The sequence below is a fragment of the Acidimicrobiia bacterium genome (assembly GCA_035651955.1).
Classification (GTDB): Bacteria; Actinomycetota; Acidimicrobiia; order IMCC26256; family JAMXLJ01; genus JAMXLJ01.
On the sequence record DASRES010000011.1, the window covers coordinates 1 to 25,257 of the forward strand.

At 71.6% G+C, this 25,257-nt stretch carries 24 protein-coding genes, 1 tRNA gene, 1 pseudogene and 1 other annotated feature; of the genes and pseudogenes, 9 read left to right on the forward strand and 17 right to left on the reverse strand.

Annotated elements, in window-relative coordinates:
* The 3 genes and pseudogenes from VFC33_02845 to VFC33_02855 form a co-directional block, all read right to left on the reverse strand.
* A partial coding sequence (locus tag VFC33_02845; protein ID HZR12168.1) for an IS110 family transposase occupies window positions 1–200 on the reverse strand: 200 nt, incomplete at its 3' end.
* Between the two features lie 306 nt (window positions 201–506).
* Window positions 507–722, reverse strand: a pseudogene (locus VFC33_02850) (transposase).
* 37 nt (window positions 723–759) lie between these two features.
* Window positions 760–1,988, reverse strand: a protein-coding gene (locus VFC33_02855; protein HZR12169.1) for an IS3 family transposase whose coding sequence is annotated in 2 segments (ribosomal slippage) — window positions 760–1,709 and window positions 1,709–1,988 — 1,230 coding nt in all. Because the reading frame shifts where the segments join, the coding sequence is not laid out codon by codon here.
* Window positions 1,597–1,710, reverse strand: a sequence feature (AL1L pseudoknot). (Overlaps the previous gene by 114 nt.)
* Window positions 1,989–2,133: 145 nt before the next feature.
* Here VFC33_02855 and VFC33_02860 point away from each other — a divergent pair.
* Window positions 2,134–2,206: transfer RNA gene (locus tag VFC33_02860), tRNA-Arg, on the forward strand.
* On the opposite strand, the gene VFC33_02865 is transcribed toward VFC33_02860, so the two are convergent.
* Window positions 2,207–2,608, reverse strand: a complete 402-nt coding sequence (locus VFC33_02865; protein ID HZR12170.1) for a DUF1801 domain-containing protein — start codon at window positions 2,606–2,608, stop codon at window positions 2,207–2,209.
* Window positions 2,609–2,755: 147 nt separating this feature from the next.
* Here VFC33_02865 and VFC33_02870 point away from each other — a divergent pair, with 147 nt between their 5' ends.
* Both VFC33_02870 and VFC33_02875 read left to right on the forward strand, forming a co-directional pair.
* The gene (locus tag VFC33_02870) at window positions 2,756–3,373 is read left to right on the forward strand and encodes a dihydrofolate reductase family protein (protein HZR12171.1); all 618 of its coding nucleotides are present in this window, start codon (window positions 2,756–2,758) and stop codon (window positions 3,371–3,373) included.
* A 40-nt stretch (window positions 3,374–3,413) separates the two neighbouring features.
* A complete protein-coding gene (locus VFC33_02875) occupies window positions 3,414–4,040 on the forward strand; it encodes a dihydrofolate reductase family protein (protein ID HZR12172.1) in 627 nt (208 codons plus the stop codon).
* A 21-nt stretch (window positions 4,041–4,061) separates the two neighbouring features.
* Here the strand turns inward: VFC33_02875 and VFC33_02880 are convergent, their stop codons facing one another.
* From VFC33_02880 to VFC33_02890, 3 genes are all read right to left on the reverse strand, one after another.
* On the reverse strand, window positions 4,062–4,442 hold the full coding sequence (locus VFC33_02880; GenBank protein ID HZR12173.1) for a metalloregulator ArsR/SmtB family transcription factor: 381 nt from the start codon (window positions 4,440–4,442) through the stop codon (window positions 4,062–4,064).
* Entirely contained in the window at window positions 4,439–4,903 is a 465-nt protein-coding gene (locus tag VFC33_02885) for an SRPBCC domain-containing protein (GenBank protein ID HZR12174.1), read from the reverse strand. The genes VFC33_02880 and VFC33_02885 overlap by 4 nt, the downstream gene beginning before the upstream one ends.
* Window positions 4,904–5,003: 100 nt before the next feature.
* The gene (locus tag VFC33_02890) at window positions 5,004–5,486 is read right to left on the reverse strand and encodes a hypothetical protein (protein HZR12175.1); all 483 of its coding nucleotides are present in this window, start codon (window positions 5,484–5,486) and stop codon (window positions 5,004–5,006) included.
* A 200-nt stretch (window positions 5,487–5,686) separates the two neighbouring features.
* Between VFC33_02890 and VFC33_02895 the strand changes: the two genes are divergently transcribed.
* Window positions 5,687–8,017 (forward strand): CocE/NonD family hydrolase, encoded by a 2,331-nt coding sequence (locus tag VFC33_02895; GenBank protein ID HZR12176.1) that lies wholly within the window; start codon window positions 5,687–5,689, stop codon window positions 8,015–8,017.
* A gap of 44 nt (window positions 8,018–8,061) precedes the next feature.
* On the opposite strand, the gene VFC33_02900 is transcribed toward VFC33_02895, so the two are convergent.
* The 5 genes from VFC33_02900 to VFC33_02920 all read right to left on the reverse strand — a co-directional run bounded on the left by VFC33_02900 (window position 8,062) and on the right by VFC33_02920 (window position 14,855).
* Complete coding sequence (locus VFC33_02900; protein HZR12177.1) at window positions 8,062–8,598, reverse strand: cupin domain-containing protein; 537 nt, start codon at window positions 8,596–8,598, stop codon at window positions 8,062–8,064.
* Entirely contained in the window at window positions 8,595–9,023 is a 429-nt protein-coding gene (locus VFC33_02905; protein HZR12178.1) for a DUF4440 domain-containing protein, read from the reverse strand. The genes VFC33_02900 and VFC33_02905 overlap by 4 nt, the downstream gene beginning before the upstream one ends.
* A gap of 117 nt (window positions 9,024–9,140) precedes the next feature.
* Window positions 9,141–11,915 (reverse strand): LuxR family transcriptional regulator, encoded by a 2,775-nt coding sequence (locus VFC33_02910; protein ID HZR12179.1) that lies wholly within the window; start codon window positions 11,913–11,915, stop codon window positions 9,141–9,143.
* A 72-nt stretch (window positions 11,916–11,987) separates the two neighbouring features.
* Window positions 11,988–13,229 carry a cytochrome P450 gene (locus VFC33_02915; protein HZR12180.1) on the reverse strand — a complete coding sequence of 414 codons (1,242 nt, stop codon included), beginning with the start codon at window positions 13,227–13,229 and terminating at the stop codon, window positions 11,988–11,990.
* Window positions 13,230–13,298: 69 nt separating this feature from the next.
* A complete protein-coding gene (locus tag VFC33_02920) occupies window positions 13,299–14,855 on the reverse strand; it encodes an HD domain-containing phosphohydrolase (protein ID HZR12181.1) in 1,557 nt (518 codons plus the stop codon).
* Between the two features lie 113 nt (window positions 14,856–14,968).
* Between VFC33_02920 and VFC33_02925 the strand changes: the two genes are divergently transcribed.
* Window positions 14,969–15,379 carry a nuclear transport factor 2 family protein gene (locus tag VFC33_02925; protein HZR12182.1) on the forward strand — a complete coding sequence of 137 codons (411 nt, stop codon included), beginning with the start codon at window positions 14,969–14,971 and terminating at the stop codon, window positions 15,377–15,379.
* Window positions 15,380–15,425: 46 nt separating this feature from the next.
* Complete coding sequence (locus VFC33_02930; GenBank protein HZR12183.1) at window positions 15,426–15,806, forward strand: DsrE family protein; 381 nt, start codon at window positions 15,426–15,428, stop codon at window positions 15,804–15,806.
* A gap of 359 nt (window positions 15,807–16,165) precedes the next feature.
* Here the strand turns inward: VFC33_02930 and VFC33_02935 are convergent, their stop codons facing one another.
* Both VFC33_02935 and VFC33_02940 read right to left on the reverse strand, forming a co-directional pair.
* A complete protein-coding gene (locus VFC33_02935) occupies window positions 16,166–17,131 on the reverse strand; it encodes a pyridoxal-phosphate dependent enzyme (GenBank protein ID HZR12184.1) in 966 nt (321 codons plus the stop codon).
* Window positions 17,128–18,501 (reverse strand): hypothetical protein, encoded by a 1,374-nt coding sequence (locus tag VFC33_02940; protein ID HZR12185.1) that lies wholly within the window; start codon window positions 18,499–18,501, stop codon window positions 17,128–17,130. Before VFC33_02940 ends, VFC33_02935 begins: the two co-directional genes overlap by 4 nt.
* A gap of 51 nt (window positions 18,502–18,552) precedes the next feature.
* Between VFC33_02940 and VFC33_02945 the strand changes: the two genes are divergently transcribed.
* Together VFC33_02945 and VFC33_02950 are read left to right on the forward strand one after the other, a co-directional pair.
* Window positions 18,553–19,428, forward strand: coding sequence for an LLM class flavin-dependent oxidoreductase (locus VFC33_02945; GenBank protein HZR12186.1), 876 nt, complete (start codon window positions 18,553–18,555; stop codon window positions 19,426–19,428).
* Between the two features lie 43 nt (window positions 19,429–19,471).
* Entirely contained in the window at window positions 19,472–19,852 is a 381-nt protein-coding gene (locus VFC33_02950; GenBank protein HZR12187.1) for a cupin domain-containing protein, read from the forward strand.
* An 18-nt stretch (window positions 19,853–19,870) separates the two neighbouring features.
* Here the strand turns inward: VFC33_02950 and VFC33_02955 are convergent, their stop codons facing one another.
* Entirely contained in the window at window positions 19,871–20,767 is an 897-nt protein-coding gene (locus tag VFC33_02955; protein ID HZR12188.1) for a thioesterase family protein, read from the reverse strand.
* A 130-nt stretch (window positions 20,768–20,897) separates the two neighbouring features.
* On the opposite strand from VFC33_02955, the gene VFC33_02960 reads away from it, so the two are divergent.
* A complete protein-coding gene (locus VFC33_02960) occupies window positions 20,898–21,314 on the forward strand; it encodes a ferritin-like domain-containing protein (protein HZR12189.1) in 417 nt (138 codons plus the stop codon).
* Window positions 21,315–21,323: 9 nt separating this feature from the next.
* Here the strand turns inward: VFC33_02960 and VFC33_02965 are convergent, their stop codons facing one another.
* On the reverse strand, window positions 21,324–24,668 hold the full coding sequence (locus VFC33_02965) for an AAA family ATPase (GenBank protein ID HZR12190.1): 3,345 nt from the start codon (window positions 24,666–24,668) through the stop codon (window positions 21,324–21,326).
* Between the two features lie 52 nt (window positions 24,669–24,720).
* Window positions 24,721–25,209, reverse strand: a complete 489-nt coding sequence (locus tag VFC33_02970) for a hypothetical protein (GenBank protein ID HZR12191.1) — start codon at window positions 25,207–25,209, stop codon at window positions 24,721–24,723.
* Window positions 25,210–25,257 lie beyond the last annotated feature (48 nt).

Here is a 25,257-nt window from a genome sequence, read left to right on the forward strand (position 1 = left end):
CCGAAGCTGCCCGTCCCTTCGATCGCCCACATCGTTGCGCTGTGCTTGCGACCGAACGCGAGGAGCTGCCGATAGCCCCTCGGGCACGCCGACGCCGTGAGGCACTCGATGACCGCGCCCGTGCCGCTGACCGCGGCAGCCGTGTGCGTGTGCTTGTGCGTGTCGACACCGATGACGACGTCGAGATGTTCTGCCAGCATGGACACCGCTCCTTGACCAAGGGAGTGAACCGTTGTCGGTGCCGGTCCGAGCGGCGCTGCGGCAAGACTGTGATGAGTCACGCCGCATCGCGGCGGACGAGCTTCTGATCAGGCCAACGCACGGCGACCGGGCCGGTGCCGGCGACGCCGCGGACAAGTCCCATTCAAGGCACCCGAAGGGCCGATCAGTTTTCGGGTCACGCGCCGTCACCGACAGCCAGCCTCAACGCCGGCGCCACTCAACCGGTGGACCCGAGACTCACAGTCAGTTTTCGACCGGTGATAAGGGGACGCTTCTATGTTGGGTCAAGTCGTTGACGGGAGCGCTTCAAGCTCGCGGAAGAGCCGCCGGGCGACGTAGCGCTTCAAGCACCGCTTGATCTCGCGGACGCTCTTGCCCTCGGCGATCCGACGTTGTACGTAGATCTTCGTCTCGGCGTCTTGGCGCATCCGAACCATCACGATCGTGTGCAACGCGCGGTTGAGCTGGCGGTCACCGCGGCGGTTCAGGCGGTGGCGTACGACGGTGTGAACCGCCTCGGGTTTGATGGAGACCCGGTCATTGTGTGACGAGCCCGGCGGGGCTCCCGGCCGTGCTCGTCGCTTGTTGTTCGTGCCACATCTTCTCGGACTCGACGGGCGGGATGTCGCCGATCGGTTCGAGGATGCGCTTGGTGTTCCACCAGTGGACCCAGGCGAGCGTGGCGAGCTCGACGTCCTCGACGCTGCGCCACGGCCCTTCGAGCGTGATGCACTCGGCCTTGTAGAGCCCGTTGATCGACTCGGCCATCGCGTTGTCGTAGCTGTCGCCGCGGCTGCCGACCGACGTGACCGCGTCTTCGGCGGCGAGCCGCTCGGTGTAGACGATCGACAGGTATTGCACGCCCCGGTCGGAGTGATGGACGAATCCGCTGAGGTCCTCACCGTGGCGGGTCCAGATCGCCATCTCGAGCGCGTCGAGCGCGAGATCCGCGCGCAGGCTCTTCGAGACCCGCCAACCGACGATCCGGCGGGAGAACACGTCGGTGACGAACGCCGCGTACGCGAACCCCGACCACGTCGCAACGTAGGTGATGTCCGCGATCCACAACCGGTTCGGTGCTGGCGCCTTGAAGCTCCGTGCGACGAGATCCGCCGGCCGGGCACCGACATCGGCCGGGATCGTGGTGCGCCGCCGAGCCCCCCGGACACGCCCACACAAGCCGAGCTCACGCATCAGCCGTTCGATGCGACAGCGCGGCTCGACGATCCCTTCCCGTCGCAGCTGCTTGTAGACCTTGCGCGCCCCGTACACGCAACGGTTCTCGCGCCACACGCGTTCGATGTGTGGCTTCAGCTGCTCGTCGCGTACGCGACGGCGACACGGCGGCCGCGACTTCGCCGCGTAGTACGTCGACGGGGCGAACTGCAACGCTGTGCAGATCGGCTCGACCCCGAACCTGTCGCGGTGCACGTCGATGTAGCGGATCACCTCTTCGGTCGGCGGTCGAGCTCCGCCCCGAAGAAAGCCGCCGCGGACTTCAAGATCTCGTTCGCGCGGCGCAACTCGAAGTTCTCGCGTTCGAGTTGCCGGACGCGTTCCTTCTCGACGGTCGTCAACCCCGCCCGGCGGCCGCCATCGACGTCGTCTTGGCGAACCCAGTTCCGCAACGTCTCCGGGTGCACGCCGAGCTGCTCACCGACCTCCTTGAACCCGCCCGTGTCGCGGCCACGCGCGCGACGCCACTCGAATACGAGCGTCACCGCACGCTCGCGAACCTCATCCGGATGCTTCCTCGGAGCTGCCATCGGCCCCATCCTCCCGCATAGGGACGGAGCCTCCACCAGACCCGGGGCGGTTCACGTCAAGCCACGGCGACTACCGTCACCGCGGGACGCGACAGCCGTGCGCGGTTAGTCGCCACGTTGGCAACCACGTTCGTCACATGCCCCAGCCCTCGTAGCTCAGGGGATAGAGCAACGGTTTCCTAAACCGTGTGTCGCAGGTTCGAATCCTGCCGGGGGCGCTACTTCCAGCCTGGGGTTCGGCCGGCCTGCTCGAGCCACGCGTGCAGCTCCGGTCCGTCCGCCTCCTCCATCGTGGTCACCTTGACGTAGCGGGTGCGGTCGGCCGTGCCGAGTGGCGGCGGGGCATCGAAGTCCGCGCCCCCGAGGAAGACGACATTCACGGAAACGTCGTACGCGGCGAGCTCGATGATCCACCCGAGCTCCGGGAGCCCGTAGTACGGGCGCTTCCACTTGACGGCGTAGTGAAGGCCCGGGATCGTCGCTCGGATCGACTCGTCGAGGTGCCGGAGGATGGGCTGCAGGTGGGGCACCTGGCGCTCGAACCACTCGTCGATGTCGGCGTGGCTCGCGGTCGGCTCGGGCGGCTTCCGCCCTGCATTCCCCTTGATCGCCTTCGGCATCGCGTGCCCTCCTTCGCCACCCTGTTCGCCGACGTACCCGCTCCGGTCTATCGAACTGCCCGAGCGTGAGACGACGCGGCGCCCGAGCGCGTCCGAGGGTCCGTCGTCGAGCGATGAGTCGGCGGCGCGAGGGGAGTCGTGAGGGGCATGACCAAGGTGCTGACGCACATGTGCATGTCGCTGGACGGGTTCGTCGCCCAGCCCGACGACAACCCGGCGGAGCTCTTCGACTGGTACTGGAGCGGCGACGTCGTCGTGCCGAGCGCGCAGCAGGGCATGACGTTCTCGGTCGACGCGGCGAGCGCCCCGATGTTGCGGGACCTCACGTTGGGCTGCGGCGCGCTGATCGCGGGCCGTCGGTTGTTCGACCAGACCGACGGCTGGGGCGACAACCATCCTGCCGGCGCGCCGGTGGTGGTGGTGACCCACCGTCCACCGCCCGAAGACGCCGCGGAGCGGTTCCCGCGAACGACCTTCACGGGCAGTGTCGAGGAGGCGGTCGCGACCGCGAAGGAGATCGCGGGCGACAAGTTCGTCACGATCGCGAGCGCCGACATCATCCAGCAGGCGTTGAACCTCGGCCTCGTCGACGAGCTCTGCATCAGCCAGGTGCCCGTGCTGTTCGGGAGCGGCATCCGCTACTTCGGCGAGCTCGTCGGCGGCCACGTCGTGCTCGACGATCCCGTCGTCGTCCAAGGCACGCGCGCGCTGCACCTCCGGTACCCGGTGCGCCGTTCCGGCGCGGTCACCAGTGATCCCGCGTGAGACGCGCTCAGAATCGGTGGCGCGCGTCGTCTGCATCGACATGAAGCTCACCGTTCAGACGTTCCTGACCCTCGACGGCGTGATGCAGGCCCCGGGCGGACCCGAGGAGGATCCGAGCGGGGCGTTCGTGCACGGCGGTTGGCAGGCCCCGTTCGCGGACCCGGCCGTCGGCGAGTTCGTCACCGAGCTCAACGGGCACGCGAGCGCGTTCTTGTTGGGTCGCCGGACGTTCGAGATCTTCCGCGGCTACTGGCCCGATCAGACCGACCCCGCCAATCCGATCGCCAGCGCGATCAACTCGCGGCCCAAGTACGTCGTGTCGCACTCGCTCGGCGAGGCCGACGCGACGTGGCGCGGCGAGCACCCCGACACGGCGCGCCTCGTGACGGGCGACATCGTCGCAGCGGTGCGCGCGCTGAAGGACGAACCCGGCGACGAGCTGCAGATCTGGGGAAGCGGCAACCTGCTCCGCACGCTGTTGCAGCACGAGCTCGTCGACCGCTTTCGGTTGATGACGTTCCCGCTCGTGCTCGGCTCGGGTCGCCGCTTGTTCGACGAGGGCGTCCGCCCGGCGACGATGCGTCCCGTCGACGTCACCGTCACCGAGCTCGGAATCGTCCTCGGCACGTACGAACCAGCCGGCCCGGTTCGCCACGGCGAGATGTGACGGAGCCGTCGACCACAAAGGTCAGGTCGTCGGACGCTGATCCGCGTCGCGTTCGGCGCGCGTCGCGCGCTCGGCGGCGTGCGCCTCTTCGGCGAGTTGCTTGATCACTCGTAACCGGCGATCCCAACGCTTGGCGACCTCGGACAGCGCTCCGGTCGCTTCGGCGAGACGTTGTTCGCGGACCTCGTAGCGAACCTCGCGCCCTTGGCGGTGTCCGTCGACGAGGCCGACGCGCTGCAGCAGCGCGAGATGCTTCGAGATCGCTTGCCGACTGACGGGCATCTCCGTCGTGAGCGTCGTCGCGGTGGCCTGACCGCGCGCGACGAGCAGATCCAGCAGCTTGCGGCGCGTCGGATCCGCCACCGCCTCCCAGAGATCGTCGTCGTCGGATGCATTGGTCATGGCGATGCGCGTCCGGCGGCGAACAGGTCGCGCAGGCGGTCTCCCTGGACCTGCCAACCGTGTCGGTGCTCTTCGAAGAACTTCCGCTTGTCGTCCTCGGTCATGTCCATCTGGTCGAGGCCGCTCTCGACGACGCGCAGTCGTGTGCGTTCGTCGCCGTCCGCGACGAGTGTGAACGTCACGAGCGTCGAGTTCGTCTCCGTCGCGCGCTCACCGGGCGGATACACCCAGCGGTACGAGAAGCGGTGCGGACGATCGGCGGTGACGACCGTGATGCCGACGACGTTGGGCGCGTCGCTGTCGGCCCGGAACGTGAGCGACCCGACGGCGCCCGGTCGCGCCTCGACGTCGGCGACGTCCGCGAACCACGTGCGGATCAGGTCCGGTTCGGTGATCGTGCGCCACACCACCTCGACGGGCGCGTCGATCTCGATCTCACGTTCGATCGTGTAGTCGCTCATCGGACCAGTCTCCTTCGCGGTCGGGTTCGGCGCCGTCCGGCAGTGCTCGCTGCCAGTCGGCGCCGAACCCGACGCGTCGTGCGAGGAGGCGGCGTCGGGATCAAGCCGACGGGTCGCGGGGCTGGTTCGGCCGGCCCTCGCCGGTCTCGAGGAACTGGTGCAGGCTCGGCATGAAGTGGTTCCAGCCGGCGCGGCACTGGTCGAAGCACTCGAGCGCGGGGCGCAACCCGACGTGGCGGAACTCGACCGCGCTCGTGCCGTCGTCGTTCTGTCGCGCCGAGAACGAGGGCTTGGTGCCGATCCAGTCGTCGAGCACGCACTCGGTGACGGTCCACGTGACGGCGTCGGTTCCTGGCGCGTGCTCGATCGTGAAGCCGGCGAGCAGCGCGCCGTTGTCCATGAAGAGGCGCACGTCGTCGCCGTCACGCTCGGACCGTGTCGCGGCGGTCCACCAACCGCGGATCAGCGCGTCGTCGGTCACCGCCGCGATGACCTGGGGCAGCGAGGCGTGCACCGTCATCGCGTAGGCGTAGTCGTCGGAAGCTGCGGTGAGCGGAGCGGGGGAACCTGAGCGGGTGGCCATGATCGTCTCCTTGTCTCGTGGTCTCGTGCCGCCGGGCTCGTCCCGACGCGCAACCGATAGTTGCACATCCCGGCCGGACGCGCAACCCCTAGTTGCGTGTTTTTGGGTCCCGCGCTCGCTCGGTGCGATGTTTGAGCCCGCCCGAAGACGAACACGCTGGTCACACGGCGTCGACGGGGGGTCATCGGGGGGTGCGCGGGATGCGGACGGGCAGGGCGGGACGGACCATCATCGCCACGGGCGCCGCCGTGCTCCTCGCCCTGACGGCGGTCGCCTGCACGCCCGGGGGACCGCCGCCACCGCCGTTCACCGCCGTGGGCAGCGCCGAGCAGGTGTACGTCACCGGTCTCGCGCCGAACGCGCAGATGTCGCTCCTCACGCCGACCGGGGCGACGCTGTCCACGCAGAACGCCGATTCGCTCGGCGGCTTGCTCTTCCGCAACGTGCCGCCCGGCAGTGGCTACCGCGTGCGGCTGCAGCCGGGCGGGCCCGAGTCGGGTCCGCTGACCGTTCACTCGAACGCCGCCGCGCCGTGGGATCCCGGCATCTACAACCAGTCGATCCCCGACAACGGCTACACGTACCTCACGACGCGCGACGGCACGAAGCTCGCGATCGACGTCCACCCGCCGACGAGCCCCGCGGGTGAGCCCGGCCTTCCGTCGTCGATCCACCTTCCGAACCTGCCGGCCAGCACGAGCTACGCGCCGCCGTACCCGACGCTGATCGAGTACTCGGGCTACGGCTACGCGGACCCGGCCGGGCCGGTGAACGGCATCGCGGTCCTCGCGAACCTCATGGGGTTCGCGGTCGTCGACGTGAACATGCGCGGGACCGGTTGCTCGGGCGGCGCGTTCGACTTCTTCGAGCCGCTCCAGAACCTCGACGGCTACGACGTGATCGAGACGATCGCGCACCAGCCGTGGGTGCTCGGCAACAAGGTCGGCATGATCGGCATCTCCTACGGCGGCATCAGCCAGCTCTTCACCGCCCAGCTCCAGCCGCCGCATCTCGAAGCGATCGCGCCGCTGTCGGTGCTCGACGCGACCGCGACGACGCTCTACCCGGGCGGGATCCTGAACACCGGGTTCGCGGTCGCGTGGGCGCAGCAACGCCAGCAGGAAGCACAGCCCGCTCCCGCGCCCGGCACGCAGCCGTACGCGAGCCAGCAGATCCAGTCGGGTGACCAGACCTGCAAGGACAACCAGGTCCTGCACGGCGAGGCCGCGGACCTCATGAGCAAGATCCGCGCGAACAACTACTACAACCCGTCCGTCGCCGACCCGCTCGACCCGGTGACGTTCGTGAACAAGATCAACGTGCCGACGTTCCTCGCCTGCCAGTGGGAGGACGAGCAGACGGGCGGCCACTGCGCGGATCTCGCGCAGCACTTCACCGGCACGAACCAGAAGTGGTTCACGTTCACCAACGGCGCGCACATCGACTCACTCGATCCGTACACGTACGACCGCTGGTACGACTTCCTCCAGCTCTTCGTCGCGCACCAGGCGCCGATCGTGAACCAGGCCGCGACCAGAGCCGCGGCGCCGGTGATCTACCAGGCGGCGATGGGGCTTCCCCAGAGCGACGTCGTCACGTTGCCGCCCGATCCGATCCAGCTGCAGCCGACCTACCAGAGCGCGCTGTCCGCGTTCGAGGCGTTGCCCCCGGTTCGCATCCTGTTCGACAACGGCGCCGGGCACCTGGTGGGCGCGAGCTCGAACCCCGGCGACCCGTATCCGGCGTTCGAGCAGTCCTTCTCGGCGTTCCCGATCCCGGGCACGACCGCGCGCACGTGGTACTTCGGGCCCGGCGGCACGCTGAACGCGACGCCTCCGGTCCTCCCCGGCAGCGACACCTACACCTCCGACGTCACCGCGCTCCCGCCGAACGACTACTCGGGCAACACCGGATCGGGCGGCCTCTGGGGCAACGCGTCCCAGTGGCAGTGGAACTGGCAGCACAACCCGGCCGGCACCGCGGTGTCGTACACGTCCGCGCCACTCGCGACGGACACGTCCGTCATCGGGGGTGGTTCGGTCCAGGCGTGGGTGAAGTCGTCGACGCCCGACGTCGACCTCCAAGCGACCATCAGCGAGGTCCGGCCCGACGGCAGCGAGACGTTCGTGCAGAACGGTTGGATCCGCGCGAGCGAGCGCAAGCTCTCGACGACGTCGGACAACATCTTCAAGCAGCCGAGCACGCCGCTCGAGCCCATCCCGACGTTCCTGGCGTCCGACGCGCAGCCGATGCCGGCAGGACAGTTCGCCGCGGTGACGATCCCGCTCTACTTCGAAGGACACGTCTACCGCGCCGGCTCGCGGATCAAGGTCACGATCGCGGCACCGAACGGCACCCAGCCGATCTGGTCGTCCGACGAGACCAAGCCGCCGACGGGCACCGCGACCGAGTCGATCGCGTTCTCGACGGCCATGCCGTCGAACCTGACCCTCCCGGTCGTTCCGGGCGTGCTCGTCCCGTCCGCGTTGCCGGCCTGCCCGAGTCTGCGCAACGAGCCCTGCCGCCCGTAACGAATGGCGCGCGGCGCGCGGACGCCGACGACACGGGCTCGCGATCAGGAGCGGACGTCCACGCCGTGGAGGCGCGCGCCTTGGAGGCGAGAGCCGCGCCTATGAACGAGCAGCGCGCGGGCCTCGTCCTCCTCCATGCACTCGCCGACGGTCTCCATGCCGTGCGCGGCCATCAGGTGCGCCAGGGTGTCGGCGTCGGGACCATGTGCTCGCGGGCCTGCGTCTGCGGGCGTGCCGATCGCTCGCGCGAACGCCAGGAACGAGTCGTCCGCGTGAACCATGAGGACGCGCGCGGGGCCGTCGAGCACCCGGAAGGTGTGCGGGGCGCCGCGCGGGAACGGCACCCAGTCGCCTGCAGTGACGACGTCGACGTCGTCACCGCACCGGACGACCATGCAGCCGTCCAACATGAAGAAGCTGTCGTCGAGATCGTGGTGGACGTGCAGCGGCGGCGACGCCCCCTCGGGCAACGTCGCGAGCGCGACGACCGGGCGAGCGTCCCGGTCCGACAGCTCCTCGACGAACACGTCGAGGAACCACCACGGACGACGGCTGCCGCGCCCGGTCAGGCCGCGGTTCACGACCGCTCCGGGACGGGTTGGAACATGTAGCGCGCGATCTTCCACGCGTCCGTCCCGCGCCGCAGCACGAACAGCTCGCGGTAGCGACCGGGCACGAGGTCGCCTGTCGCGCGGACGGTGTTCGTCCCGACGGTGTGCGAGCGAACCGTCGCGGTGTCGCCCCAGACGGCGACGTCGTCGAACGTGAACGTGAAGTCCATCGCGACCGCGTCCAGCGCGGCGCGATAGACGTCCGTGAGCGCGGCCCGCCCGACCGCGACGTCGAGGTCGGGCGCCATGACGGCGGCGTCCTCGGTGAACAGGTCGACGATGCTTGCGACATCGTCGGCGCGCATGCGGTCGGCGTACGCCTCGATGACGCGACGGACGGCCGTTGCTTCGTCGTCGGTCGCCACACGTGCGGTCGCCTGCTCGGACTGGATCATCCTGTTGACCTCCTGGACCGGTGTCCGCGGCCAGGGTGTGACGCCAGCCGGGCGTCGCACATCGGCAGGACCACGTAGGCGTGCGGAGCGGTCTACGTAGTGAGGTCGCGTGAGTCGCTACGAGTTGCGCCGGCGGGCGGGCGACGCGCTCGCGACCGCCAGCTCGGTGCGGCTCCGCGCACCGGTCTTGCGCAGCAGGCTCTCGACGTGCTTCTCGACCGTGCGCGGCGAGACGCGCAGCTCGGCCGCGATCTCCTTGTTCGCGAGCCCTTCGATGACGAGACGCAGCACGTCCGCCTCGCGCGCGGTGATGCCGTTGCCGGCCCACGGGTTCGCTCGCGTGCTCGCGAGCAGCTCGCGACAACGCTGGGCCGGCCACGGCAGCCCGCGCTCGGCGAAGTGCGCGGCTGCCGCGGTCAGCCAGCGCTCGGGATCGCCCCAGCCGTCGGCGAGCGCCGCTTCGGCGGCGAGCAGGCGAGCCAGCTCGGCCCAGGCCTCGCAGTTGCGGAACGCTCGATCGGCGTCGGCGACCAGCTCGTCGGCTCGGCGCCCTTGCCCGGCCCGCCCCGCGAGGATCGCCTCCGCGTACGCGATGAGCCCGCGGTTCAGGTGGAACGCGGCGACACCGAGCCGGCGCGCCTCGTCGATCGCGGGCTGGGCACGCCGATCGCCGACCGACGCCAGCAGCACCGGCCACAGCGCGCGGATCGCGGCGGGCTCGGCGTGGGGGAGACGTGCGAGGACGCCCATGCCCCGCCCGAACAGCGCGAGCGCCTCCTCCGTGTCACCGCGGAGCAGCGCGACCGTGCCCCGGGCTCCGGAGCCGAACCCTTCGAGCATCCGGTCCTCCGGCGCAGCGCTCGTCATCAACGTGACGTAGCGCTCGGTCTCCGCGACGTCGGCGCGCATGCTCGCGCTGCCCGCGAGCATCGCGAGCGCCTTCGAACGGACGATGTCCAACGCGAGCCGCTCGGCGATCGCGATCGCGGCGCGCGCGTGGTCGTCGCACGCGTCGAGATCCCACCGGCAGGTGAACGCGGCGGCGAGCTGGAGGTCGAGGACGGCGGCGGTGCTGAGCGCACCCATCTGCTCGGCGGCGCGCCGCGCGTCCGAGAGACGCGCGATGCCGGCGTGGTCGAAGAGGTCGATCGTGCCGAGCTCGTGGAGCGCGCGCAGCCGCCAGACGGGCAGGTTCGCGGCCTCCGCGGTCGCGAGCGCGCGCTCGAACGCGTCACGCGCGGCGACGAGATCGTCGAACCGGTGGCTGCGCCCGACGATCTCGAGCGCGTGGCACCGGACGTCCGCACTCACGTCGCGCGCGCCGAGAGCGTCCTCGGCGAGCCGTCGCGCGGCGTCGAGGTCGTCCGCGGCGAACGCGATCTCGGCCTCGAGGACGTCGATGCGCGGCCGCACCGCGGGCGCAGGCCGGTCCCGGCACAGCGCGCGAGCCGCGTCGAGCTGGTTGCGCGCGGTCGGCCAGCGCGATGCGGCGACCGCGGCCTGCGCGAGACGGAGGTACACCTCGACGCGCGTCGGCTCGGTCTCCGGATCGTCACGCAGACGCGCGATGAGCTGGCCGCCCGCCGCGGACGCCTCGTCGGCCCGTCCCGCGAGCGCGAGCGCCTCCACGAGCAGCACCTCGCTCCGCGTCGCCTGGGTCTCGCGCTGCAGCTCGACCGCACGCCGCAGCGCGTCGATCGCGGTGGCGAGCGCACCCCAGTCGAGCGCCTCGCGCCCCGTCTCTGCGAGCAGCGCGCCTGCCCGCGGCCGGTCGCCGGCCCGCTCGGCGAGGTCCGCGGCGACCTCGCGCCAGGAGCCGTCGAGCGCGGGATGGGCCGTGTCGACGGCGGCCAACGCGGCCGCCGCGACCGCGCGGTGGGCCGGTGGGAGCATCCCGTCCAGCACGGCCTCACGGGTCAGCGCGTGCCGGAAGCGGTACGACAGCCCGTCGGAGGTCAGGAGCAAGCGGTCGTGTGCGCGCGCGAGCGCGTCGCACACCGTGTCGACGGACGCGCCCGTCACTGCGGGCAGCAGCTCCCAGTCGAAGTCGCGACCCAGCACCGCTGCCGCCTCCACGACCGCGCGCGCGTCGGGCGTGAGGTCGGCCAGGCGCTCGCGCACCGTCTCCGCGAACGACTGTGGCAGACCGGGCGACGCGAGCAGCTCCTCGACGAGGAGGGGAACGCCCTCGGCCGTGCGCTGCACGTGCGTGATCACCTCGTGCGGCGCATCGGGGACGCACGCGGCCGCCATCGCGGCCATCGCCTGGGCGTCGAGGCGCTCCAACGCGAGATGCACGACGCCAGCGCGGCCGCGCAGGCGTCGGAGGAGCTCGAGCGCGGGTGACTCCGGCGCGTCGCGCAAGGTCATCGCGCACAGCACCCGTTCCGAGGTGAGGTTGTCGGCGAGGTACTCCAGCACCGCGACCGTGTCGCGGTCGGCCCAGTGCAGGTCCTCCAGCACGACGACGAGCCCGTCGGGCGCGACCCGTCGCAGGAGCTGGACGAGCGCTTCGCCCCGGATCGCGGGTGACGTCGCGGTCGCGGTCTCCGTCTCCGCGACACCGGGCAGCAGCGCGCCGAGCGCGCCACGCCACGGCGCGAAGCGCTCGTCGTCGGGCAGGTCGCGGTCGCGCAGCAGCTGCAGCAGCGCCTCGGTCAGCGGCCGGTACGGCACGCTCGTGGACGACGGCACCGCGCGACCGCACACCGTCGGGACGCCGTGCGCGGCGGCCCGCGCCGTCAGCTCGCGCACGAGACGCGACTTGCCGATCCCCGGCTCACCGCTGAGGACGACACACCCGCCCCGGCCGTCGAGCGCGCCGGTCAGCGACGCGTCGAGCCGTGACAGCTCGGCGTCCCGGCCGACGAGCGTCGGGCACAGCACCTGCACCGGGACAGTCTGCCGCCTGCCGGACGGCAACCGACACGGTCACGACACCGCTGCGACACTGCTCCGACGCTGCTACGTCGCTACGGGACCCGCGACCACCGGCAACGACGTCAGGCCGCGCAGCACGAGCCCGTCGCCGTGCCCCCAGTGGAGCCGCTCGACGGGCACCGCGAGTCGCAGGTCGGGGAAGCGCCGGAACAGCTCGCCCAAGGCGATCTCGCCCTCCATCCGGGCGAGCGGCGCGCCGAGGCAGAAGTGGATCCCGTGGCCGAAGCCGAGGTGTCGACCGTTCGAACGTGTGATGTCGAAGTCGTCGGGCCGCGCGTAGTGCGACGGGTCGCGGTTGGCGGACGCCAGGTTGACGACGATCTGCGCGCCGGCGGGGATCACGACGCCACCGAGCTCGATGTCCTCACGCGCGTACCGGAACGTCGCGTGCGGTACGGGCGCGTCGTACCGGATCACCTCCTCGACCACGTTCGCGACCAGTGACGGATCGCGGCGGAGTCGAGCGAGCTGGTCCGGATGCGTCAACAGCGCGACGACCGCGTTGCCGATCAGGCTGGCCGTCGTGTCGTGGCCGGCGACGATCAGCTGGAAGATCGTCGACAGGAGCTCCTGCTCGCTCAACCGGTCCTCACCGTCGCGCGCGCCGATCAACGCGCTCACGAGCGCGTCGTCCGGCTCTCGTCGCTTGCGCGCGACGAGCTCGACCAGGGTGGCGACGACGTCGTCGGAAGCGAGCTTCGCGGCCGCGAGCTCCTCGGGTGTGCGCGTCGGCACGAGCATGTCGCGCAGCGAGCGGCCGAACGGTGCGCGCCACGCTTCCGGCACGCCGAGCAGCGCGCAGATCACGGTGAACGGCAGCGGGAACGCGAACGACGGCACGAGGTCGACGACCGCGTCGGGACCGCGGGCGACGATCGCGTCGAGCATCGTCCCGACGATCGCTTCGACATCGGCGCGGAGCGCTTCGACCCGTCGCATCGAGAAGGCACCCGCGACGAGGCGGCGGAGGCGGGTGTGGTCCGGGGGATCGACGGCGAGCATGTGGCGCGCGAACGCGGGCCCCGGCAGGCCTTCCGCGACGACGCCGCCCGACGACGCGAGGGCCGCGTGCATGTCCTTCGAGATGCGCGGGTCGTTCAGGGCGGCCTTTGCCTCCGCGTACCGGACGACCAGCCAGGCGTCGTGACCGTCGGCGAGCGTCACCTCGTGCACCGGCGCGCGCCGGCGTACCTCGTCGAACAACGGGAAGGGGTCGTCCGGATCGAAGTCGCCCCACGCCGCCAGCGCCCGGTCGATGGTCTCCACGGTGCGGTTCTACGCCGCCGGCGCGCGGAGCGAATCGGGTGATTGCCCGATCTTTCTGGCCGCGCGTCGTCAGCCCGCGGTGCCGCTGGTGAAGCCGTGCTGCATCGCGAACAGCGCGGCTTCGGTGCGGGTCGAGATGCCGAGCTTGGCGTAGATGTGCTCGAGGTGCGAGGACACCGTCTTGCGCGAGATCGACAGCTCCTTGGCGATCTCCGGGTTCGACCGGCCGCGCGCGAGGCAGACGAGCACGTCCGCCTCACGCGGCGTGATACCGCCCGGAAGCTCGGCCCGGCGGCGCACGCGCTCACCGCTCGCGCGCAGCACCGCGTTCACGACCTCGCCGTCGAGACGGGCGGCCCGCACCTCGTCGCGCATGATCTCCGCGACGCGCGTGGGATCGACGGCGTCGCGGTGCGGGCGGGGCTGCCCGAGCGCGTTGTGCACGTCGGCAGCCGCGAGGATCCGGGCCGGCAGCGGCAGCGCGTCGCCGCGCAGACCGTGCGGATAGCCCGACCCGTCGAGCCGCTCGTGGTGCAGCGACGCGCAGCGCGCGACGTCGGCCAGCAACGGTGTGCGCGCCAGCATGCGCTCCAGCAGGTAGGGATGTGTCCGCGCGCGTTCGCGCCGGCTCAACGACCACGGGCCCGGCTCGTCCCACACGCCGCTCGGGACACCGATCATCCCGACGTCGTGCACGAGCGCGGCACGGCGGATCATCTGCACGTCGCCCGCACCCAGCCCCAGCGCGGTCGCTGCCGTCGCGGCCGTCGCGGCGACACCGCGTGAGTGACCCGCCCGGCACGGTGACTTCAGGTCGGCGAAGTCCGCGAGCGCTTCGAGCGCGGCGTCGAGCTGCTCGTCGCTCAGCTCGGCACCGAGACGGGGGTCGAGCGCGATCACCTCGTCCCACGCCGAGACCTCGTCGATGCCGGCGAGCACGTCAGCAGCGTGCCCGCAGAACACGTCGACGAGCTCGGGATCGAAGTGCGTGCCCCGCCGTCGACGGGCGACGTCGACGGCCGCCTCGCGTCCCGCGGTGAAGTGGTACGCCTCGACCGCGTCCGCGAGCTGGACGATGCGCGCGGCCAACGCGAGGTCGTCCCTCCCGACCGCGCCCGGAACACCGCGCCCGTCCCATCGTTCGAACGCCTGCACGAGCGGCCGCTGCACCTGGTCGCCGAGGCCGAGACGCTGCGCGAGCTCGCCGGTCGACTGGCAGTGCGAGAGCATCACCTGCCGTACCGAGCGACCGCCGCTCGCGACGAACCGGCTCGCCATGCTGAAGCGCCGGACCGGTGAGCGGCCCCGGCCGAGATGGCGGAGCATGAAGACGGCCAGCGTCATCCCCGCGAGATCGCCGTCGTGCGTGTCCGCGAACAGTCCCGTCTCGTCGCCGAACAGCTCCGCGAGATCACTCGTGTCGGCCGCGCAGCCGACCCACGTCAGCAACGACGTGTAGTACGTCGCCGATCGAACCTCGTCGCCCGCACCGGCGAGGTCGGCGAGGCGCATCGCGATCACCGTCTGCCGCAGCACGCGCTCGACTGGCCGGCCCATGCCGAGGTCGGACACCAACGACAACGTCGCCACGAGCTCCGAGAGCCGCACGGTCGAGGTCGACTGCATCGCACGAATCCTCCCACGTGCCGCGGAGGCAGCGAGCCGCTGTGCCGTTGCGCGCCCGAAAGATCGGGTGGTTGCCCGATGTGGACGCGCCGGACCCGTCGTACAACGACACCATGACCGAGGTTCAGCCGGCCGCCAACGCGCAGTTCGGTGTCGCGGGTGTGCTCCTCGACGCGTTCGCCGCGCACGACTTCGACGGGCTCGCGGCCGCGCTCGATCCCGCCGCGACGATGTCCGCGCTGCTGCCACGCGGTCTCGTCGAGTGGGAGGGCGCGGACGAGATCTGCGGCGCGTTCGGGACGTGGTTCGGCGACGTCGAGGACTTCGAGGTCGTCGACGTCGCGGTCGGCCAGGTGGGCGCGCTGCTCCAGCTCCGCTGGCGTGTGCGCGTCCGCGGCGGCCGCTTCGGTGACGAGGCGACGATCGCCGAGCAGTGCGCGTACGCGAGCTGCGGTCCGAGTGCGCGCATCACCCGCGTCAGGTTGCTGTGCTCCGGGTTCTGGCCCGAGCACGGCGCGACCTGACCGCCGCGCACCGCACATCCCCGACCACCCGAGAGGAGCACCAGCCGTGACGACCACCGCCGCCCCCGACAGCAAGGTCCTCATCTGCCTGAACCACGGGGCCGAGGAGCCCGAGAACGTGCTGATCGCCTACCTCGTCGGCGTCGAGGCACTCCGCGCCGGCAAGCAGGCGCTGATGTTCCTCACCAAGGACGGGATCCACGCCGCGACGCCGGGGTTCGCCGAGAAGATCGAGGTGCCCGGTGCGCCGTCGGCCAGCGCGCTGAACGACGAGTACCTCGAGAGGGGCGGCCGGTTCTTCGCCTGCCCCGTGTGCGTGAAGACGCGCGACATGCAGAACGCCGAGTGGCTGCCGAACGCCGAGGTCGCCGGCATGCCATCGGTGTACGAGTACACGCAGGGCGGTGCACTCGTCTTCAACTACTGATCCGCGCACGGCGGCGGCCGTCACAGCGTCCATGCGTCGCCGGCACGGCGCCGGGCCAGACGAGCGACGCATGAAACGAGGGCTGTGCGGCGAGGCCGGTGGCGCCCGCCGAGCTTCGTGCCGTCGGCGAGTACCCTTCGCTGGGACGCGCGCGTCGCGCGCAGAACGGCGGCCGATGGATCGTCCGAGTGAGACGACGCGGCCGCGACCGGGGCGGGGTCGGCCGGCGGACGAAAGGCGTACGAGCGGGCCGCACGAGCGCATCGCGTCGCCGAGGAGCGGCATCTCGACGCCGCGAATTGTCACGACCGCGCCGCGCTGCTCCAGGCGGAGCACGCGCGGCACCTCGTCGAGGGTTTCTAGCCCGCGGCTCCGCGGTCGAAGGGCAGCCGGGCGGGGTCGGCGTTGCCTCCCGACAGCACGATGCCGACCGTGTCGGGAAGCGCACGTGTTCGCGCGAGCGCGAGGACGCCGGCGAGCGCGGTCGCCGCGCTCGTCTCGACGACGAGCTTCGTGCGCGTGAACAGCAGACCCATCGCGTCGACGATCTCGGCGTCGGTGACGCGGACGATGCCGGTCGCGAGGCACGACAGGATCGAGAACGTGCGGTCGCTCAGCTCGGTCAGCAGGCCGTCGGCGATCGACGCCGCGGTGGCGTTCTGCTGACGACGGCCCGAGGCGAGCGCCCGGTAGGCGTCGTCGACCGTCTCGGGCTCGGCACCCCAGACCTCGCGGGCGGGGTCGAGCGCGCGTGACGCGATCGCGGTGCCGCTGAGCAGGCCGCCGCCACCGACGGGCGTGATCACGAGCCCGGTCTCGGGATGGTCCGTCAGGAGCTCGAGCGCGGCGGTCCCCGCGCCCGCGATCACGTCCGGGTCGTCGTAGGGGTGGACGACGCACGCACCCGTCTCGTCGACGACCGCGCGCAACGTGCGCTCGCGGTCTGCCAGCGTCGGCTCGCACGGCACCACGTGAGCGCCGTAGGCGCGGACGGCGTCGAGCTTGACGCGCGGCGCCGTCGTCGGGATGACGACGTGGGCCGGGATCCCGCGCCGCGCTGCCGCGTAGGCGAGCGCGGCCGCGTGATTGCCCGACGAGTGCGTCGCCACGCCGCGCCCGGCGTCGTCCGCGCCGAGCCGGAACACCGCGTTGCACGCGCCGCGGGCCTTGAACGAACCCGTGCGTTGGAACGTCTCGCACTTGAGCAGCAGGCGCGTGCCGGCGAGGGAGTCGAGCAGGCGGCTCGTGAAGACCGGCGTCCGGATCACGTGCGGCGCGATGCGCGCGCTCGCGTCACGGATGTCGTCGATCGTCGGGGCGGTCACCGGTGCGCGGCGCGCATCGTCGAGGCGGACCTGCCCGCGGTCGCCGCGACGATGTCGAACGTCGCGCGCGTCAGCGCGACGAGCGTCCGCCGGTCGACCTTGTCGATGGTGTCGGCCGGGTCGAACAGGTACCACGGCGCGGCGAGATGGTTGACGAGCGGGACGCCGACCTCGTGGAAGAAGCCGCCGTCCGTCGTCGGTCGCGGGCCCAGCGCGGTCGGGGTCATGAGCAGCGACCGGTCCAGATCGTGCGTCCGGATCGCGTCCCACACGATCTGCTCGAGCGGCGGGATCTCGCTCGTGAACCACCAGCGCGGGGTGACGGGCATGCCGTCGACGGGCGGCCCGGCGCCGGTCGCGTCGAGGGCGGCGTGCTCGAGATGGACCTCGAGCACGATGTCGTCGAGCGCGTCACGGTGCTGCGCGATGAACGCGCGCGTTCCCGCGCCATCGGCCATGTGCGCGGCGGTCGCGACGAAGACGAGCCGGTGCGGCCGCTCGTTCGCCGCCACCGAGGCCCAGGCCTGCGCCTGCGCGCGCACGAGCGCGAGGCCGGTTCCGTCCTCGACCGCGGACGCCCACGGCGCGTCGTGATGCGTGCCGACGACGACCCACTCGTCGTCTACACCGGGCAGCTCGCCGACGACGTTGCGCGTCGTCGTCCTGTCGCGCGTCGCGTCGACGGTGATGCTCGCGAGCGCGTTGTTCGCGGCTGCCTCGTAGACGCGGTCGGCGTCCGCTTCGGCTATGTACACACCCGGGATCGGCCGCGCGCGACCGTCGTACGGCACGTAGTACCGGCAGTCACCCGGATAGCCTTGCAGCACGCCGACGAACCCGACCGCGCCCGCGTCGATCGCGGGCTGCATCGTGTCGTGGATCTCCGGCGCGAAGGGCAGCACGTGCAGACGACCCTCGAAGGTGTCGTTCGGGTCGTACGCCCAACCCCCGGCAGCGGGCGAGCCCGGTTCGGCGCTGTCGGTCGGGCGCGCGCTGACGGGGAACCGTTCTGGGAACGTCATCATCGTGACGTCGTAGACGGCGATCCGGTCGCGCACGAGCTCGGGCGTGCCGCGTTCGAGTCGCGCGAGCGGCGCCTCGACGGTTGTCGGCTCGGACAGGGGAACGGCCGAGCACGTCACGGTGGCGGCGTCGTCGCGCGCGTGCAGGTCGAGTCGCGCGTTCGTGTCGCGCCAGTACGTGCACTCGACCGGCTCGTAGCGCACGTGGTCGAGCCCGAGGTCGACGAACGCGGCGTGGATCCACTCCTCCGTCCAGCGGTCGGCCTCGTACCCCGGGCGGCGGACACCGCGCGCGACGACGTCCTCGATCCACGAGCACATCTCGCGTTCGGTCGGGAAGCTCGGCACGCGCGGCCACAGTACCGACGGTGTCGACGGCGCGAAGGCGAGGATGGGGTGATGGACCTCGGTGTGGTGTTCCTGCCCGAGCACCGCTGGAGCGAGGGGGCTCGGCTGTGGCGGCGCGCGGAGGAGCTCGGCTTCGCGCACGCGTGGACGTACGACCATCTCGCGTGGCGCACGCTGCGCGACGGCCCGTGGTTCGGGAGCGTCCCGACCCTGACCGCGGCCGCGACGGTGACGCAGCGGATCCGGCTCGGGCCGCTCGTCGCGTCACCGAACTTCCGTCATCCGGTGCCGTTCGCCAAAGAGCTGATGACGCTCGACGACGTGTCCGGCGGTCGTCTCGTCGTCGGCATCGGGGCCGGCGGGTACGGCTGGGACTCGAGCGTGCTCGGCGAGCAGCCGCTGTCGCCCGTCGAGCGCGCGGCTCGGTTCGCCGAGTTCGTCGAGCTGACCGACCTCCTGCTCCGGCAGCCCGAGACGACGTACCGCGGCCGCTTCTACGCGGCCGACGGCGCGACGAACCATCCGGGGTGCGTGCAGCGGCCGCGAGCGCCGTTTGCCGTCGCCGCCACCGGTCGGCGCGGCATGGAGCTCGCGGCGCGCTTCGGCGACTCCTGGGTCACGACAGGTGACCCGTCGCTCGGCGAGGACGTCGCGCCCGACGACGGCGCACGGGCCGTCGCCCGTCAGATCGAGCGGCTCGACGAATGTTGCGCGCGCGTCGGCCGTGACCCGTCGACGCTTCGTCGCATGGTCCTCACGGGCCCGCAACTCGATGCCGGCCTCGACTCGGAGGGCGCGTTCGGTCACGCGCTCGGCTGCTACGCGGCCGTCGGCGTGGACGATCTCGTCGTGCACTGGCCGCGGCCGACCGACCCGTATCGAGGCGACGTCGACACGTTCGAACGCGTCGTCACGTCCGCGCTGTGACGCCGCGGTGGCGTCGTCAGCTCGGTGGGGCGAGAATCGGGCGATGGCGTCGTTCGATCTCGGTCGTGCCGTGGTCGCGCTGCTGCGCGACGGGTCCTCGTCCGTGATCGATCCCGCGCCCGGGCCGCCCGTCCGCGTCGACGGCTACACGGTCGGTGCGCCCGAGCTGACGGGCAACCCGCCCCATCGCGGCGAGCTCCATCCCGACGGTGACGAGCTGCTGTTCCTCGTATCCGGTCGCGTCGACGTGATCCTCGAACAGGGCGGCGACCAGCACACCGTCGGCGTCGAACGTGTCCACCCGCTCGGTGCGGGCGAGGCGATCGTCGTGCCGAAGGGGGTGTGGCACCGGATCGAGGTGCGCGAGCCGAGCCGGCTCGTGCATGTCACACCGGGGCCGGGTGACGGCCACCGCCCGCTGTGACGCGGGCGGTGGGCGGCGTCAGTCGACGCGCAGGCGAGCAGGATCGGGCGCGCCGTCCGGGAAGCTGAAGAACATCGTCTGGGTCGCGAACGCGACGAGACCGCGCTCGGGGTCCCAGATCGAGTTCTGCGCCGACGCGTAGCCGTCGCTCGCGTGGCGGGCCTCGGTGTGGGTGAGGAGCCACTCCGAGTACGCGTCGCCGAGGATCTGCACGTTGAGATCGACGCTGGGCGAGTAGCCGACGGGCATGTCGTCGGCGCGTCCGATCCGTTCGAACACCGCGCCGGGCATCGAGTCGCATACGCTGACGAGCGCGAGCGGGTCGAGACGGCCGTCGGAGAGTCGCGGCGGCTCGTCGAACCGCCACCAGTACGCGCAGCCGTCGGGATCGGGTGGGTGGTTCTCCCATGCCGGGTGCCCGAACGCGGCGCGGCTCTCGACGTTGTCCCAGTAGCCGAACCGCATGCCGCGCAGCTCGACGCCGTCCGGAGGCGGGTCGCGCCACGGCCGGGACTCCTCGGGCGGCGGGACGACGGGCATCGTCACGTTCGTGAACTCGAAGCCGACACGCGTCGTGCCGAACACGGCGGTGACCGTGTGGCCCGCGCGCTCACCGGGCGCGCGGATCGTCGCCGTCGCGTGCGACATCGTGCGCCCGCGTCGTAACACCGCGACGTCGACCTCGAGCGACCCGGACGGCACCTGCGCGACGAACACCGTGTTGACGGTGCGCAGCTGCTCGTGCGGCTGGTCGAGCTCGGCCATCATCGCCCGCAACGCGACGACCGTCGTGATCCCACCCTGCGGGTTGAGCGGCGCGTTCCAGTCGTCGGTGAGCTCCGCGACGTAGCGGCCGGGGACCGCAGGATCTGCCTTGACTGCGGTGTCGAGCGCGAACTTCGAGTCGTTCCCCACCGCGCGACCTTCGCACACGAGTCGCACCGGCTGCGCACGAGATTCATTCACTGATGCGGGACCACGTATGCGGACCGGGCCGATCGGGTAGCCCCCCGTGACGTGCAGTCGGCACCTTGGAGGTGCGGGGGTGGATCGCAGTCAGTTGATCGCGGCGTTGAACGAGGATCTCGAGCTCGAGTTCCGCTCGATCGTGCAGTACGTGTCGCACATCTCGACGGTGAAGGGCGCTGAGTACCAGTCCGTGCTCGACGAGCTCACCGTCCACGTGCGCCAGGAGCTCGACCATGCGTTGACGCTCGCGCGCCAGGTCGACTTCCTCGGCGCGACACCGTCGACGAAGGTCCCCGACGTTCCCGTGGAGACCGATCCACGTCGCGCGCTCCGTCAGGATCTCGCGCTCGAAGAGGCGCAGCTCCAGCGCTACCGCGATCGGGTCGAGCAGGCCGAAGGGGTCGGGCTCCCCGACGTCGCGAGCGTGCTCGCGCCACTGCTCGAGCAGACCCAGGAGCACGTTCGCGACCTGCGGAGCGCCCTCGGCGACTGACGCAGTTGGTCACCCTTGCTGGATGCGTGCTCCGCGAAGGTCGCCGGCCGCGTCGCGGATCGCCTCGGCGCGGCTCGCGAGCGCCGGCATGTCGAGCTCGCGACACGTCGCGAGACAGGCCTCGAGCAACCGGTCGGCGCGCTCGCGGTCGTCCGGCCGGTCGCGCGCCAGGAGTACGCCGGCCAGCTCCGCCTGCGTCGTCGCGAGCCACGGGCGCGCGCCCATCCGCTCGTTGCAGGCCAACGCTTCGCGCGCGTGGCGCTCGAAGTCGTCCCAGTCCTCCGACGTCGCCGCGAGCAGCATCAGGAAGTGGTGCGCCGAGCCGAGGATGTCGGCCGGTAGCCCGGCCAAGACGACCGCGTCCTCGTAGCGCGACAGCTGGTCGTATAGCACGGCCGCTCGCGCGCGATCGCCGACGAGATGGCACACGGTCGCGAGGATCGCGGCGCCCACCATCCAGTTGCCGTCGGGGGGCAGCGCCGCGAACTCGTGGACCGCGAGCACCTCGAGCTGCTCGCGCGCGTGCTCGACGTCACCGAGCTCGCGGTACAGGTACGCGAGTCCCGAGCGCCACGCCGGGACCAGCGGGTACTCCTCCACCATCGCCGCCACGAGCGGCACCAGCTCCTCGAGCCCGCCCCGGAGACGGCGCAGCGCCATCTGCGTCACGCCGTACATCTGCATCGTGCTCTGGATGCCGACCTGCTGCCCGACCGCGAGTGCCTCGTCGGCGAACCGCTGCGCGTCGTCGAGACGACCGGTGAGCGTCGCCAATGCCGACGCGTGGACGAGCGCACCCCAACGCAGCTCGGGCTGGCGCAGCGCGTCGGACAGCTCCGTCTCGCGCGCGGAGTGCTCCCTCACGGCGTCGACGTCGCCGATCTCGGCGAAATCGGTGAGCAGCCACGAGTGCGCGACCACCTCGGCACCGCGGTCGTTCGACGCCTCGGCGACCGCGAGCAGCTCCCGGCCGGCCGCGACCCGCTGCGGCGCGTTGCCCGGCACAAACATTCCCCAGTGCGCCGCGCTCAGGACGTACGCCAGCGTCGGCACGTCACCGAGCCGTCGTGCCATCGCGATCGCCTCGTCCGACAGCGCGCGCCGCCGGTCGTCCGCGCCTTCCGCGAAGTAGAGCTCCGCGGCGAGACGCGCGGTGACCATCGCCCGCAGGCCGGAGTCGCCCGGTGGCAGCAGTGTGAGGGTCTCCTCCATGAGCTGCACGAGGCGCTCGTCGACGAGGCCGGCCTCCGTCCACGCCCGGATCCCGCCACTCGTGATCACCGCGTCGGCGAAGACGTCCGCGCGGCCGCATTCCCGCGCGAGGGCGATCGCTTCGTCGAGATGCTGACGCGCACGCGCGCGCTCACCCCCGATCCAGACGGCGCGCCCGATGTCGACCAGAAGCTCCGCGCGCGTTGCGCGGTCCTCGGAGCGTTCGGGGTCGAGGCTCGCCAGCGCGCGCTCGTAGTCGGCTGCGGCCTCCTCGTACGCGAGGCGGTCGAGCGCGCGCTGCGCCGCGCGCCGGCCGTACTCGAGTGCCTTGGCGGTTTCGCCGAGCGCGGCTGCCTCGGCGAAGTGGTGCGCGAGCTCGTCGAGATGTGCGTCCGCGTCACGCACCTCGAGTGCCTCCGCGACGCGCCGGTGCAGACGCAGTCGACGCGTCGTCGGGATCTCGTCGTACAGCGTCGACCGCACGAGCGCGTGCACGAACGCGTACCGACCGAGTCCGCCGACCGCGGTGACGAGGCGCGCCTCCTCCGCCTCCTCGAGCGCGTCGAGCACCGCCTCTCCGTCCGCAGACGCCGCGGTCGTGAGGATGTCGCGGTCGAACTCGCGTCCGATGACCGCGGCGGCGGCGAGCACGTCGTTCGTCGCAGGGTCGAGTCGCGCGAGGCGCCGGCCGACGACCTCGCGCACGCCTTCGGGGATCCCGAGGTCGTCCCCCGCGACGCCGCGCGACCACCGACCGTCACGCTCGACGATCGTGCCCGTCTCCACGAGGTGACGCAGCACTTGGCCCATGAAGAACGGGTTGCCCTCCGTCTCGTCGTGGATGAGGCGGGCCAGGCGCATGCCCTCGCGGTCCAGCTCGTGGCCCGCGGCCGCGCTGAGGAACGTGACGACCTCGTCGGCGTCGAGACCGTGCAGTGCGAGCCGTTCCACCTCGGGGCTGCGCCGAAGGTCGGCGAGCATGTCGGCGAGCGGGTGCGTACGGCTCAGGTCGGTGTCGCGGTACGTCGCGAGCAGCAGCAGTGGGCCGGACCACTCCGTGCGCGTCAGATGACGCAGCATGAGCAAGGTCGGCTTGGCGGCCCAGTGCAGGTCGTCGAGCACGAGCAGCACGGGCGCACCGGATGCGATCCTCGCCAGCCACGACGTGACGGCGTCGAACAGGCGGTAGCGCTCCGTCTCGGGCTCGGCCCGCAACGCATCCGGGAGATCGGGGACGCGCTCCGCGAGCTGCGGGACGAGGCGCGCGAGATCGCCGCCGTAGGGCGCGACCTGCGCGGCGAGCTCGTCGTCGGCGACGTGCGCGACGTAGGGGCGCAGCGCCTCGACGAACGGTTGGTACGGCACGCCGAGGTCCTCGTCGCAGCGGCCGTACAGCACGATCGCGCCCTCGTCGTGCGCGAGCCGGGCGAGCTCTCCGGCGAGACGCGTCTTGCCGACGCCCGGCTCGCCCGACACGAACGCGACGCGACGTGTGCCGGACGCGGCGTCCTTCCACGTGCGGACGAGATGCTCGCGTTCGCTCGTGCGCCCGACGAACGCGACCTGTCCGGCGGTGAGGAGCGCGCTCGGCAGCGGCGGTCGCGCGTCGCGTTGCTCCTCCCACAGCACCTCCGCGGTCGGCAGCGGCGCGGCGAGACCCTTGAGCGCGATGTCGCCGCGTGAGACGTACCGGTGATCACCCCGCGTGCCGGCGAGGACGCGGACGACGTCGCTCGCGAGGATCTGGCCCGCGTCCGCCGCGGCGCACAGACGGCTTGCCTCGACGACGGGCGTCCCGAAGCAGTCGTCGTCCTCCCAGACGACGTCGCCCGCGCTGATCCCGACTCGGATGCGCAGCGGCTCCGTGCTCCGGCGCGAGAGGCGCTCGATGGCGCGCTGGATCGAGATCGCGGCGCCGACCGCCTCCACCGCCGCGCCGAAGACGAGCATGAACCCGTCACCGAGCGCCTTGACCTCCGTCCCGCGGTGCTGCGCCGTGGCCTGACGCACGAGCCGGTCGTGCTCGCGACGCAGCCGGTCGGCGCGGTCGTCGCCCAGCGCCTGTCGCAACGCGGTCGACTCGACCACGTCGGTGAACATGACGGTCACCGTCCCGGCGCGGGCGCCGCCAGCATCGCCCATGGTGGGCAATCGTACGGAGCCGACGGCACGAGCGCCGGCGGATTCAGTGCGCTCACGAACGTCGCGCGTGCGGGTGGTGATGGGCCGGGGCCGGCGCACCGAGCGGCAGCAACTCGTCGATCCGCCGGTTGAGCGCCTGCTGGTCGAGCAGGTGGACGTACACGTCGTTCGGGCGGGGCGACACGGTCCGCCAGGACAGCCCGCCCTGCGCGTTGATGACGGCCGCGCCGCCGCGACCGAGCTCGGTGAACACGCCGGGGAGGTCGCCGACCGCGTACAGGAACGCGGGCGCGTCCCAGTCGCCGTCGCGTGGCGGTCCGCACGCGAACAGCGCCTCGTACACGATGCGCCTGGGATTGGCCGGTGATGCGGTGGTGCACAGCGTCTCGCCGACCTGGGTCCGGATGCCGTCGAAGCCGTCGACCCAGGCGATCGGCCTGGGCCAACCGGCGCCGCCGACAACGGCCCGTGCCGCCGCGAGGTCAAGAGCCTGGTTCGTGAACGGGGGACCGCCGCTCGGGAACAGGCCGTCCATGATCACGAGACGCTTGACCTTCTTCGCGACGAGGGCACGCCCGTCGAGCGAGCT